The organism is Corynebacterium canis (genome assembly GCF_030408595.1).
In the GTDB taxonomy this organism is placed as follows: domain Bacteria; phylum Actinomycetota; class Actinomycetes; order Mycobacteriales; family Mycobacteriaceae; genus Corynebacterium; species Corynebacterium canis.
The window spans coordinates 1,638,279-1,650,890 of record NZ_CP047080.1 but is presented as its reverse complement, the minus strand read 5'-3'; the positions used below and the strand labels follow the sequence as shown (position 1 = coordinate 1,650,890).

The following is a 12,612-nucleotide window of genomic DNA, read 5'->3' as shown; positions in this document are numbered from 1 at the left end:
GGCGTTTATCTGCCGAGCAATGCGCGGATGCATGACCTGCGCAGCCAGGGGGCGCGGCGGAAGATGGTCCACATGCCCACCACGGTGCCGCGCAGGTCGCCGAGCTGCAGGAAGCGCCGCAGGGTGTTGTCCTCGAGCCGAAACACCTCTTCGAAAAAGCGTTCGTGGTCTACGTTCAGTAATAACCGCTGGCTGCGCCGCACCAGTAGCTGTTCGATCTTCCAGCTGGGCCGCCGCCACGGATAATTCCCGGCAAGCACCTCGTCCACATAGCGCCAGGCCGTGGCCACGGAATATCCGGTGAGCGGATTCAGCATCCCGGCGCGCACCCCAAACGGCAGCGCGGGGCCGCCATACGGGGGTATCTGCATGGGGAAGAGCACCCGCTCGTGGCTGGGTTCCGTGGATTCCAGCTCTTCCCAGGGCCGCGCTTGCTCGGTGATCAGCAGGGTGGTTTCCACCAGCCAGCGGCCGCGCACCGGCACGCTATATATGAAGTGCTCTCCGCGGACGTCCATCCACCAGGGTTCGGCATCGTCGGCGAGGTGGCCCGCGGCTTGTTGGACCGGCCCGGTGATAAACGGCCAACCCCGAGCGTCGACCACACGTTTGGCTTCGTGGTGGTGGCCAGCATCGGTAAACACGGTATGGGCGTCGATAATGGTGGCGGTCGCGCGCAGGAGCGGGAAGTTTGTCAGCCGCGCGCGGAGTGTCTGCGGATCCACCACCACATAGTCCCGTTCGATGGTGCGTGAAAATCCGTTCGAGCGTACCTTTGGCCGGCAGCGGCCCAGTTCCGGCACCTGCAGCCACGCCGGAATCTCATCCTCCCAAACCCCGATAGTGTGTTCCCATTCTGGGTTCGGATCGATGCCGAGCACCCGGAATCCCCGCGCTTGGGCGCGGTGGGCCAACGCCAAACCTGCTGGCCCCAGCCCCACCACGATAAGGTCTAGCACAACGCTTGCCGCACCCCCTCATGCACGATCTCGCCGCCCGCGATATTCAATCCGGCGGCTAGGTGCGGATTGGCGGCCAATGCGTCCTCGGTTCCCAGCGCGGCGAGCTGCTGCACGAACGGCAGCGTCTCCGCGGCCAGTGCCTTTGTCGCCGTGATTTGGGCGGAGCCGGGCATATTGGTCACGCAATACATGGTCACATTGCCGCAGCGAAACGTCGGTTCGCTGTGGCTGGTCGGCCGCGATTCGGCGGTGCAGCCGCCCTGGTCAATGGCGATATCCACGAACACCGACCCGGCCGGCATCCCGGCCAAATCCTCCGTGGTTACCACCTGCGGTGCCCGCGCTCCGGGCACCAATACCGCGCCGATAACCAGGTGCGAGCGGGACAGCGCCTCGGCGATGGCGTTGGGCGAGGAGCTTACGCAGTGCACGCGGCCTTGGTAGCGCTCCATAAAGCGCCGCAGCGTCGCGGTATTGATATCTAGGACCGTCACTTGGGCCCCCAAACCGACCGCCACGTCCACGGCCTGCGCGCCGGAGGTGCCGCCGCCGATCACGGTGACATTGATGGGTGCCACGCCGCTGATGCCGCCGAGCAGCACGCCCGGCCCGCCTTCCGGATTGGTCAAGAGTTGGGCGCCGATTTGCACACTCAATCGACCGGCGATTTCGCTCATTGGGGTGAGCAGCGGCAACCCGCCATTGGCGTCCGTCACGGTCTCGAACCCGATTGCGGTTGTTCCGGCGTCCTGCAGCGCCCGGGCGAGCTTGGGTTCGGCGGCGAGGTGGAGGTAACAGAACAAGGTTTGATCCGCGCGTAAGTACTGGTATTCGGCCGGCGTGGGTTCTTTTACCTTGACCACCAGTTCGCACCCCCAAGCGGCGTCGCTGGTGCCCAGTTCAGCGCCGGCGGTTTCGTATTCGGCGTCTGGGAAACCCGCGCCGACTCCTGCGCCGCGTTCCACGATCACGGTGTGGCCCGCCGCCGTGAGCGTGCGTACCCCTTCCGGTGTCATTGCCACTCGCTGTTCGTGGTCTTTGGTTTCTGTTGGCACGCCTACGCGCATTGTGCATCTCCTTGCAGTGTTTTCTATGTTTTTAAAGCATAAACGCTGCGTTCGTGTGCTGTCAGCGCTTTGACCGGACTGCCCCGCCGGGGTGTGCGCGCTCGTTGCTGTATTTTCGCCACTAACCACTAGGATGAATGTTCGTGATTGTGACGGAAGACTTCGAGGTTCGTGTCGGCGCCCGCACGTTATTGAACGCGCCCGGCCAGCAGTTGCGCGTGCAGCCGGGGGATCGCATTGGGTTGGTGGGCCGCAACGGCGCCGGTAAAACCACTACGATGCGGATTTTGGCGGGGGAGAGCGAGCCGTACGGCGGCAAGGTTTTCCGTTCCGGCACGGTGGGGTATCTGCCGCAGGATTCCCGCGAGGGCAATATCGAACAAACGGCCAGGGATAGGGTGCTTTCGGCCCGCGGTTTGGACCGCATTTTGTCTTCCATGGAGCGCCAGCAGGAGATCATGGAAACCACGCTTGATGCTTCCAAGCGGGACGCCGCCATCCGCAAGTACTCCCGTTTGGAGGAGCAGTACCATCAGCTCGGCGGCTACGAGGCGGCGTCCGAGGCCGCACGTATTTGCGACGCCCTGGGGCTGCCCGCCCGCGTCCTCGACCAGCCTTTGCATACCCTTTCCGGCGGGCAACGTCGCCGTGTGGAGCTCGCGCAGATCCTGTTCGTTGCCTCCAATGTTTCCGGCAAGTCCGATGTCACCCTGCTTCTCGACGAGCCCACCAACCACCTCGATTCCGATTCCATCGCCTGGCTGCGCACGTTCCTGGCCAAGCACGAGGGCGGCCTTGTGATGATTTCCCACGACGTTGAGCTTCTCGACGCCGTGTGTAACAAGGTTTGGTTCCTCGACGCCGTCCGCAGCGAAGCCGACGTATACAACATGGGTTGGAAGAAGTACCTGCACGCGCGGGCCACGGATGAGGCACGGCGGCGTCGAGAACGGGCGAATGCGGAAAAGAAGGCGGCCGCATTGCAGCAACAGGCCGCGCGTTTGGGTGCCAAGGCCACGAAGGCCGCCGCGGCCAAACAGATGATCGCCCGCGCCGAGCGCATGATGGGCGCGTTGGATGAGGTGCGCGTGGCGGATAAGGTCGCCCATATTTCCTTCCCCGAGCCGGCCCCGTGCGGCAAAACCCCGCTGAACGCCACGGGCCTGACCAAGATGTACGGCTCGCTGGAGGTGTTTGCGGGGGTCGACCTGGCGATCGATAAGGGTTCGCGCGTGGTGGTGTTGGGCTTTAACGGTGCAGGTAAAACCACCTTGTTGAAACTCTTGGCGGGTGTGGAGCGCACCGATGGTGAGGGCGGCATTGTCAATGGGCACGGCCTGAAGATCGGCTATTTCGCACAGGAGCACGATACGATCCACCCCGAGAAAACCGTGTGGCAAAACACCATCGAGGCATGCCCCGACGCCGGCGATCAGGACTTACGTTCCCTGCTGGGCGCGTTTATGTTTTCCGGTGATCAGCTGCAGCAGCCCGCGGGCACGCTATCCGGCGGCGAGAAAACCCGGTTGGCGCTGGCGGCATTGGTGTCTTCGCGGGCGAATGTCTTGCTATTAGACGAACCGACGAACAACCTGGACCCAATCTCCCGCGAACAGGTGCTCGACGCCCTGCGTACCTACAAGGGGGCGGTCGTATTGGTCACGCACGATCCCGGCGCCGTGACCGCACTCAACCCCGAACGAGTGATCGTGCTGCCCGATGGGGTTGAGGATCTATGGAGTGATGACTACATGGAATTGGTGGAACTCGCCTAGGGCTCCAACTCTTTGCGGTCGGGGCTATCGCGCAGCAGCCGCTTTTGTTCCTTTGTCAGCCCCATTGTTTCGTCTAGCGTCACCGAGATCACGCCGGCGATGGGGAAAACGATCCAGAAATAGGGCAGGTTGAGGACCGCCATTGCGACAAAAAACAGGATAAAGGTAACGGCCCACACGCCAGTGTGGATGAGTTCTACCCGCTTCTTGCGCTGCAGTAATTTCTCTACTTCCCGCTGATCAGTGACGTTTACCAAGCTTGCCGTACGTGATTCCGGAAGATCAGCGAAGAGCGGTGCAAGTTCACCTCGGGTGGTTGCCTTCGCGACCTCGGCCGCGCGTTCGTCGAATTCTTCGACGGTCAACCTGCCATCAGCAAAGTGAGCGCTCAACGATTCGAGTGCAGCTTCCCGCTCGCGAGTGCTCAACCTTAACTTTGAATCGTCCATGGCTTCTACTGTAATACCAGCAAAAACTCAGTGTCGATGTGAGCTAAGCGCAGACCAGAGCGGTATGGCTCGCAAACCTCCAATTATTTACCAGCGCCAGGGACGGGGGATCCTGGTCTGTGTTCGTTCCATTCCTTTAACCCCTCGGCATCCCACACGCGAAGGTTCTCAAACCGTGCGGCTGCAGCGGGGGCCTGGCCCCGGGAAACGTACGACGTGAACGTGTCGCGGGCTATACCAAGGAACTTTGCGCACTGATGGGCCGTCCAGTATTCGCGCCCCGTCGTTTTATCAATAATGGCGAGTTTCATGAGTCTGCTCATCTCCTCGATGATGGACGTGGGATCATCGCGCGGCATGCTCAAACAGTGAGAACGGCGCGATTCAAGTAGGTGAGTCGTAAGGTATCGGATTTACGATCCTTTCTGTGGGGAGAGACGATTCTCGGGATGATAGTTCGTAAAATGCTCATGCAGCTCATGCTCCTAAATATCACTTGGTCCTAACACTGTTCGTGTTGCCGTCGGCACAATCGCTGCGATAGGAAACACCACCCAAAACCAAGCAAGCGGAAACAATAACGAGCGAGATTACGGAAGCCGCTACCTTCGGTGTCGGTTCATCTGAAGAATCAGAAAACAATGCAACAAGTCCAGCCTCGCGAAATTGCTGCTCACCCTAATAGCGTAATTGAAGCACCACCAAGTTGGCAGACCCCTAAATTCGGGGGTATCTAATGCTGAAGTATTCAGCGAATGCTACGTCGGCAACACTATTAAGTTGTACAGAATTTGATTCTAGACTATTGAATCTCAACTACCTCCAAGTGGTTACTCCGGAAAGCTGTGTATGGAGCAAGCGGGCACAATAGTGAATTTCCGGTTGCTGGCTTAAAACTACATTGCATGGATAGCGATAATTCCGTTTCAATCATTTTGACTTATTGAAATTCTAATGTACTCAAGAATCGCTAGTCTCGCAGTACATTTCCTCCAGAGAATCCGGAGAAATTGGCGCACGGGGGTGTGGGCATGGGGGAGCGGTGGCCTCCCCGATCGTGCCGCAACAAGCCGGATTCATGCAGTAAGCGTCGTGTGTTGCGCGCTCTTTAGGCGCATGCCAAGGCTTCGCGAGGCAATGCGGGCGCAATTAGTGAAAATGGATGGCGAATCACCATCAATGCAAATGTAAATGTGTTCGCAAGTATGTAAGGTTCCCAGGGTGGGAATTCTGGGGGCATATTGGCTTGCCCATTTTGTGTTGTATTGAAGAATCCGCGGGGAAACGTAGCGCCTTTTGCTATTGCTGGGAAATGAAATATTGTGCCAATAACCGCAATGATGTTTGATACGTCAACGACCCAATGCGGCCGCACGGCAGCAACAACATCCAAATGTCTTGCTAACCGTGAGCAGCGTACAAAGCATTAAGAATGCGGGTCGGTCGGGCCAGGTAACCAACCGTCTTCAAGCGCGCGTTGATAAAGCTCGATTTTGGTCGATGCAGCACGGTTGGCAAGCGCATATTTCAGGCGAATGCGCGTCAGATAGTCATTGACGGTTTCCTGCGAAAGCCCGGTAAGTGTGGCCACGCGTTTCGCGGGTTCACCGGAGCCGTACAATTCCAAAACCTCGCGCTGGCGATCGGACAATTGCACCGCATCGAGCAGGGGATCCGAATCGATGGCGGAGGCCCATTCCGCGGTGTGCACATCGTGCCCATCCGCGGCGAGGCGGATCGCCTCCACAATTTTTTCCGGGTCCGTGGTCTTTGGAATCATTCCGAGTACCTGCGCGTGGCTGGCATCGCGCACAAGATAGGGGCTTTCCAATGATGAGAATACGAGGACGTGGCGGGTGATTTCTTTGAGGGCCTCGACATTGGCCGCGGGTTTGGAGCCATCAGAAAGGCGAAGGTCAAGCAGCACTAAGTCAAGCATTTCGCCCGCCGGAAGCTTCGCTTTGAGTTCGTCTACCGTGGCGGCCATTGCGACTAATTGAATATCTTCGACTCCTGAGGTGAGGCTGGCAAGGCCGCGGAGTGATAGCGAGTGGTCGTCAATAGCGGCAATACGTCTGATCATTGAGAAGCTCATAATATTAACGCTACCTTGTGTCCGCTGCAGAGGTGGTGCTGTGCAGCTCATTGCCATAATGATCGAATCGACGAATTCCTTTTTCGTCGCTAATAGTGGCAAACCAATTTCTTCCCGGCGGCCCGATTCGGATCGTGATAGTTCCTGCCTCGGCATATGCAATGGATTCCAACGCCGCGCGAATCACCCGCGCGATCGCTAACTTGTGCCCACTCGTATATACCGGGTTTTCGCGGGTGGAGCGATCATCCAAAAGGCGCACCTCAACCCCGCGCTGACGCGCATCCCAAACGTTGGCGTGGAGGGTCGCGTCGTCGAGAAGCGGGGCGCGGATGGTGTCGCGGATCCGGGCCTCGGTAAGCATCGCACGCTGCTGCAACGCCGGCGTCACCTTTTGCAATACCTGTACGGATTCAAAAATGGGGCGGACCTGATCCTCCACCCAGCGGTAACGGCCCTTGCGCAACGCCTCGGACGCCACGGCCTCGGCGGCGCGGGCGGCGGCCAGGCGACGATGCTCGCGGGCGCGGGGGAGACGCTGCACAAAGAAATGAATGCAAAAGCGAACAAGAAGCGCCACCACTACAAGCAAGGAACGTTGTAATAGCATCCAACCGGAAATCTCTAGAGCGCCCGGGAGTTGCAACATATGTTCAAATTGCAAAATGCCAGCGCACAGCAATAATGTGCACAGCGCAATTGTGATGCGGCCGCGTAGAATAAGCAAACTCACCATAAATGCGGTGAAGTTCAAGATCCAAAAATCTTGCCACATCCCGGTGTATTCAATCCCTTGATGTCGCTCAAAGGCGACAAGGATGATTATTCCGGCAGAAACCACTAGCGCCCGCGGAACGGAAATAGTTGGGTCACCTGGGATAAATAGAATAGCAAGTGCGATACAGGCGACGATTGCCGCGCTAAACACCACGATGTGGTTATTGGTGTTCACCGACAACACAACGAATTCAATGACTATGACTAGTACCACAAAAATAGGTAGGGAAAATAAGATATTAATGCCCAAGATATGGGCGATGGGGCTATCGTCTTCCTCGTAGCCATTGCCGCTGGGGGAGGCATCGTCCTTCCAGCTCAGCACGTACTTCAAACCTTTGTTCGGCTCGGTTTCAAGGTCGGCTTCGCCGCCATCGAGGCTGCGGATCCGGCCCAAAACCGACACCTCGATGCCCGCCCGCCGCGGATCCAAGGTGCGCTTATCCATACCGACGCCATTATCGCCGTACTCCACCGTCACGCTGTGTTCCGAAACCTTGACGTGGCACCAGGAACGCGCCCCAGCGCCCGCGTGCTGCTGGGTATTGAGCGCGGCCTCGGCGACCGCCATCGCCATCGCCGTGACCACCTCGCCGGGGACGGTCACCAGGTTCAGATCCACATCGCTATCCACCGAAAAATCGCAATTGGGATTGGTGGCAACCTGCCGCTGCAGCTCCTCGATCAAGGTGCCTATCTTGGTGTAGTTCGCGGAATCCGTGAGCGTAAGCAGCGCCTCCGTGGACAGCTTGCGCGGCACGATACCCTGGGCGATGCCATTGAGGGTGGACAGCACGCGGTCGTGCACCAGCCCGGAAAACGCCAAGAGCGTTTTGGAGCGCGCGTTAATCTCCGCCGCGCGCGCCTCCTCCCGCGCCGCCTTGGCCTCGGTGGTATCAATGATCTGCGAGGCCGCCACCGAACCGCCCGCCAACAGCACAAAAGGGAAGGAATTGGCCAGGGCGAAACCGACCTCGGCGATCAATTCGAATCCCGCGTGCCGGCCCGCCAGGACCGCGCTGGAAAGCGCCGCGCCCCCCACCAAGACGACAAACAATTGGATGCTGATGCGCAGCGGCACCGTCAATGCCAGCGCCGTCGCCCCGACCCCGGAAAACGCGGTCACCGACATCACCGCCGCCGGATTGCCCACCTGGTCGGATTGAAAAAGCACGCTGAGCAGCACGCCGGCGACCACCGTGACATACACCCCGCGCAGGCATTTCACCACATAGTTGCGCTTGCCCGTCACGGCCGCGAAGATCAGCGCGAGTTCCGCCACACAGTACAGGCCAAACGCGACGAAGTGGGCTTTCGTGTCCACCAGGTTTGGGCGGTCGTCGATAAGCATTTGCCACAGCCAATACGGCCACATAATGGCGGCGGCGGCGACCCCCAAACGCTGCGCCAGCGCCTCCGTGGAACTCGAATCCCCCTGCATAAACGCAGGGAGGCGCCAATTCCGCTTAAACAGCATGCTCCTCCTAGTTTCGGAAGCCGTGGATAGGTGCCGGGATGCTGCCGCCACGGCCGATAAACGCGGAGTTATCGGCCCGATGTACCGAAATCACAGGCGCATGCCCGAGCAACCCACCGAAATCTACTTCATCTCCTACATTGGCGCCGGGCACCGGAATGACACGTACCGCCGTGGTTTTGTGATTCATTACACCGATTGCGGCCTCGTCAGCGATCATCCCCGCGATCAAATGTTCATCCGTATCCCCCGGAACCGCAATCATGTCCAAGCCCACCGAACAGATCGCCGTCATCGCCTCCAACTTATCAATCGTGATCGCCCCGGCGCGCACCGCCTCGATCATGCGCTGGTCCTCCGAAACGGGAATAAAGGAGCCGGACAGCCCGCCCACCCGCGAACACGCCATCATGCCGCCCTTTTTCACGGCGTCGTTCAGCAACGCCAAGGCGGCGGTGGTGCCGTGCGTGCCGACCTGCGCCAAGCCCATGTGCTCCAGGATCGCCGCCACGGAATCACCCACCTCCGCGGTCGGCGCCAGGGACAAATCCACGATGCCAAAAGGTACGCCCAAACGTTCGCTTGCCAGCGTGCCCACCAATTGCCCGGTGCGGGTGATTTTAAAGGCCGCCTTTTTGATCTCCTCCGCCACATCGGACAGGCTTGCGCCCTCCAGATTGCCCAGCGCGCGGTCCACCACCCCCGGCCCGGAGACGCCGACGCTGACCACGCAATCCGGTTCCGTCACGCCGTGGTACGCGCCCGCCATAAAGGGGTTATCGTCGACGGAGTTTGCGAATACCACCAACTTTGCGCACCCGATCGCGTTTCGCTCCTTTGTGTGCTCCGCGCATTGGCGGATCACCCGGCCCAGCAACGCCACGGCGTCCATATTGATCCCCGCCCGGGAAGACGCGACATTGACGGAAGCGCACACGATATCCGTGATCGCGAGCGCCTCCGGGATGGATTCGATCAGCCGCAAATCCGCCGCCGTGGCGCCTTTTTCCACCAGCGCGGAGTAGCCGCCGATAAAGTTCACGCCAACGTTTTTCGCCGCCCGGTCCAGCGCCTTTGCCACCGCTACGGGGTCCGGCGCGTCCACCAAGGCCACCGGCGTGACGGAGATGCGTTTATTTACAATCGGGATTCCCAGCTCCTGCTCGATCCCTTCGCACACTTCCACTAACCGGGCGGCGCGGGATACGCAGCGCGCGTATACTTCCTCCGGCGTGCGGCAGCCGAGCAGATTGATCCCCATGGTGACGGTCCGAATATCCAGGCGATACTTTTCCACCATGGCGATGGTGTCCAGAATGGAGCTGGCGCTAGCATGATGCAGGGTCACGGTCAGACACGTCCTCTAAATATCGTTCACGGCGCGGAAAATGGCTTCGGACTGGATCCGAATCACCAGCCGTTGTTGCTCTTCCACGCGCTTCATGCGGTCCTGGATCATGCCGATGGTCACGTCATCGCCGAAGGAAACGTGCAGGATCATGGTGAAAAAATCATCCATGATCGTTTGGGAAACGTTGTGGATATTTACGTTCATATCCGCCAGCTCGGTGGCTACTGCGGCGATGATCCCCGTGTGATCAAGGCCTGTCACAGTCATAATCGCAAACATAACTTCGATGCTACCTGGGGGACTAGACTGTGCCTTATGAGTTACCCTTGTTCGACAACCCGCTGCCGCGTCAACCCCGAGCGTGCCGTGATCGCGGCGGGCGCTGCGGTGGATATTGTGGGCAAACTCGCCGCGTGGCATCTGTTGTACCATCGTCCGGCCAGCGTGATTCGCGGCCCGAAGTGGGCGTGGTTTGCGGCGACGCTGCTTCCGGCCGTGGGGCCGTTCGCCTTCCTGTGCTACGGACGCCGCGTTACGACGTCACTGCGGCCAGCGACCGCTCGTACCGCTTGCGGAAGTTCAACAACAGGCGGTTGTCCACGGTGAGGTCCGCCGCGATTGCTTCGTCGACGATCCGCTGGTATTCCTCCGGCGGATAGTACCCGTTTTCGCGGTAGATGCGCAGCCGTTGCGCAAAGGTTTCGGCCTCCAGTTCGGGGTGGAATTGCGTCACGTAGAGGTTCTGCCCAACGCGGTACATTTGCACCGGGCAGGCGGCGCCGCGCAGCAGCACCGTGGCGTTATCCGGCAGCACGGTGCAGGCCTCGGTGTGCCCGACGATGGAGGTAAACGAGCTGGGCATGCCTTCCAGAATGGGGTCCTGGGCGCCGTCGGCGGTGATTTCGATGGTGATGCAACCGGGCATTTCGCCATAGGTTTGATCCACCAATCCGCCGAGCGCCAGCCCGATCAGTCCGATGCCGTAGCAGGCGGCAAACAGCGGAAAGTCCCGCGCGGCGATTTCGCGGATGAGTTCGGATAGCTCGCCTTCCACCCGCAGCTGCAATTCGCTTTTGTTTTTGGATGTGGAGTTAAACGGCCCGCCGCCGAGGATCACCCCGGAGTAATCGTCCAGGTTGATGGGCGGCATGGGCGCTTGGTCCACGCGGATATGGTGCAATTGTTCGGGTTCGAGCTCCATCATGGATAGGAAGGAGTCGTACTCTGCTTGGGTTGCTTCGAGTTCTGGCCGGGTGCTAAGAAGCAGGAATGGGGCAGGCATGAATGGCGCTCCTCTGCTGATCCATGCTGATCGTCGGTGCGCAGTATTCGACGAAGTTTCGCAGAATTTGCGCGGCATACTGAGTGTTTACATTTTGTAAACTGGCGACGATTTTATCAAATTGTGCCGGCTCGAAATAACCATAATCGAAATAAAATCGCATTCTCGTCTCCATGGCGGCGGCATCCATGTCGGCGTGGAACTGGCTGGCCCAGGTGGTTTCATTCGCACGGAATAGCTGAATTGGGCAGCTCGGGCCGCTCGCCAGCAGTGTCGCCCCAGCGCCCAACTCTTCGACGTTTTCCGTATGCCCAGTAAGCACTGTGAATTCCGCCGGCAAATTGCGCGTCACCGGATCCAGGCGCCCGGCGTCCGTAACCGTGACTATCGACGCCCCGGACTCCTCGGCGTAGCTGTGTCCCACGCGCCCACCCCGTAGGTCAGCGAGGAATGCGGCGCCGAAGCAGACGAAAAAGGTGGGGGTCGGGGCGTCGAAAAGCGTTGCTAATTGGGCGTGGACGTGGCGCTGTTCCGCGCTATAGTGCGGCGTGCTCACATTGAAGGGGCTGCCGCCCACAAAGACGCCGTCGAAACCGGCTAGCGAGCCGATGGTGGCGTGCTCCGAATCGAGCATTCGTTGGGTCAGTTCTTCTGGTCGCAGGCCGGTGGCGGCGAGGAAATCTTGGTATTCTGCGGCGGCTATGTCGGCGCCGTGGCGTGGGGATACCAGAAGAAAAGAGACCATACCGAGCAGTCTAGTCGGTATGGTCTACTTAGTTCGCACAGGGGGTGCTAATGCGGGGCGCGGATGGAATCCTCCACCATGTCCAGGACCTCGTCCAAGCCCCGGGTAGGGGCACCGGAGGCCAGCCTCGAAATAAAGCCATCCAAAATCGTTTCCAAATACAAATGCAGCACCTCCACGGGGACATCTGTTCGCATGCGACCAGCGTCCGAATTTGCTTGCAATCGCTGTTGGACGGCCTCATCGAGGACGGCTTGGTGCTCCTGCCACCGGGCCTTGAACGCGGCGTCGGTACGCAGCAGGCGCGCGATCTCCAGGCGCGTGGATAGCCATTCATAGCGGTCGGGATGCGCCAACATATCGCGCATCACCTCAACCAAACCTTCTTCTGCAACCACGTCAGCCATGCGACCAGCGTCCTCCCGCGCCAACGCCAAGAAGAGGCTTTCCTTATCGCCGAAATGGTGGAAGATGGCGCCCCGGGACTTCTGGGTCGCCTCCTCCAACCGGCGCACAGTGGCGCCTTCGTAGCCGTACTCCGCAAAGCACCTCCGTGCCCCTTCCAGGATGTCCCGTCTGCGCTGAGACAGGTCAGCGTTGCTGACTCTTGGCACAGTCTAGCTCCTTCGAGG

Annotated in this window: 12 protein-coding genes; 1 reads left to right on the top strand and 11 read right to left on the bottom strand. The window is 59.7% G+C overall.

Features of this window, described 5'->3' with window-relative positions; all coding sequences use genetic code 11:
- Positions 1–5: 5 nt before the first annotated feature.
- Together CCANI_RS07255 and ald are read right to left on the bottom strand one after the other, a co-directional pair.
- Positions 6–959 carry a lycopene cyclase family protein gene (locus CCANI_RS07255; protein ID WP_146323205.1) on the bottom strand — a complete coding sequence of 318 codons (954 nt, stop codon included), beginning with the start codon at positions 957–959 and terminating at the stop codon, positions 6–8.
- Positions 953–2,029 carry an alanine dehydrogenase gene (ald, locus tag CCANI_RS07250; RefSeq protein ID WP_146323204.1) on the bottom strand — a complete coding sequence of 359 codons (1,077 nt, stop codon included), beginning with the start codon at positions 2,027–2,029 and terminating at the stop codon, positions 953–955. The genes CCANI_RS07255 and ald overlap by 7 nt, the downstream gene beginning before the upstream one ends.
- A gap of 143 nt (positions 2,030–2,172) precedes the next feature.
- On the opposite strand from ald, the gene CCANI_RS07245 reads away from it, so the two are divergent.
- Positions 2,173–3,804, top strand: a complete 1,632-nt coding sequence (locus CCANI_RS07245; protein ID WP_146323203.1) for an ABC-F family ATP-binding cassette domain-containing protein — start codon at positions 2,173–2,175, stop codon at positions 3,802–3,804.
- Here CCANI_RS07245 and CCANI_RS07240 read toward each other — a convergent pair.
- The 9 genes from CCANI_RS07240 to CCANI_RS07200 form a co-directional block, all read right to left on the bottom strand.
- A complete protein-coding gene (locus CCANI_RS07240) occupies positions 3,801–4,253 on the bottom strand; it encodes a DUF1707 SHOCT-like domain-containing protein (RefSeq protein ID WP_146323202.1) in 453 nt (150 codons plus the stop codon). The two genes, CCANI_RS07245 and CCANI_RS07240, sit on opposite strands and share 4 nt — an antisense overlap.
- A gap of 83 nt (positions 4,254–4,336) precedes the next feature.
- Positions 4,337–4,612, bottom strand: a complete 276-nt coding sequence (locus CCANI_RS07235; RefSeq protein ID WP_425457300.1) for a hypothetical protein — start codon at positions 4,610–4,612, stop codon at positions 4,337–4,339.
- Between the two features lie 1,067 nt (positions 4,613–5,679).
- A complete protein-coding gene (locus tag CCANI_RS07230) occupies positions 5,680–6,336 on the bottom strand; it encodes a LuxR C-terminal-related transcriptional regulator (RefSeq protein ID WP_246118133.1) in 657 nt (218 codons plus the stop codon).
- Positions 6,337–6,358: 22 nt separating this feature from the next.
- Positions 6,359–8,602, bottom strand: coding sequence for a DUF8320 family protein (locus CCANI_RS07225; protein WP_146323200.1), 2,244 nt, complete (start codon positions 8,600–8,602; stop codon positions 6,359–6,361).
- A 7-nt stretch (positions 8,603–8,609) separates the two neighbouring features.
- A complete protein-coding gene (locus tag CCANI_RS07220; protein WP_146323199.1) occupies positions 8,610–9,950 on the bottom strand; it encodes a PFL family protein in 1,341 nt (446 codons plus the stop codon).
- A gap of 15 nt (positions 9,951–9,965) precedes the next feature.
- On the bottom strand, positions 9,966–10,232 hold the full coding sequence (locus CCANI_RS07215; protein WP_146323198.1) for an ACT domain-containing protein: 267 nt from the start codon (positions 10,230–10,232) through the stop codon (positions 9,966–9,968).
- A 253-nt stretch (positions 10,233–10,485) separates the two neighbouring features.
- Positions 10,486–11,235, bottom strand: a complete 750-nt coding sequence (locus tag CCANI_RS07210) for a glutamine amidotransferase (RefSeq protein ID WP_146323197.1) — start codon at positions 11,233–11,235, stop codon at positions 10,486–10,488.
- A complete protein-coding gene (locus tag CCANI_RS07205; protein ID WP_146323196.1) occupies positions 11,210–11,980 on the bottom strand; it encodes a glutamine amidotransferase in 771 nt (256 codons plus the stop codon). The genes CCANI_RS07210 and CCANI_RS07205 overlap by 26 nt, the downstream gene beginning before the upstream one ends.
- A 47-nt stretch (positions 11,981–12,027) precedes the next feature.
- Positions 12,028–12,594 (bottom strand): TetR/AcrR family transcriptional regulator, encoded by a 567-nt coding sequence (locus CCANI_RS07200; RefSeq protein WP_146323195.1) that lies wholly within the window; start codon positions 12,592–12,594, stop codon positions 12,028–12,030.
- Positions 12,595–12,612: the final 18 nt, after the last annotated feature.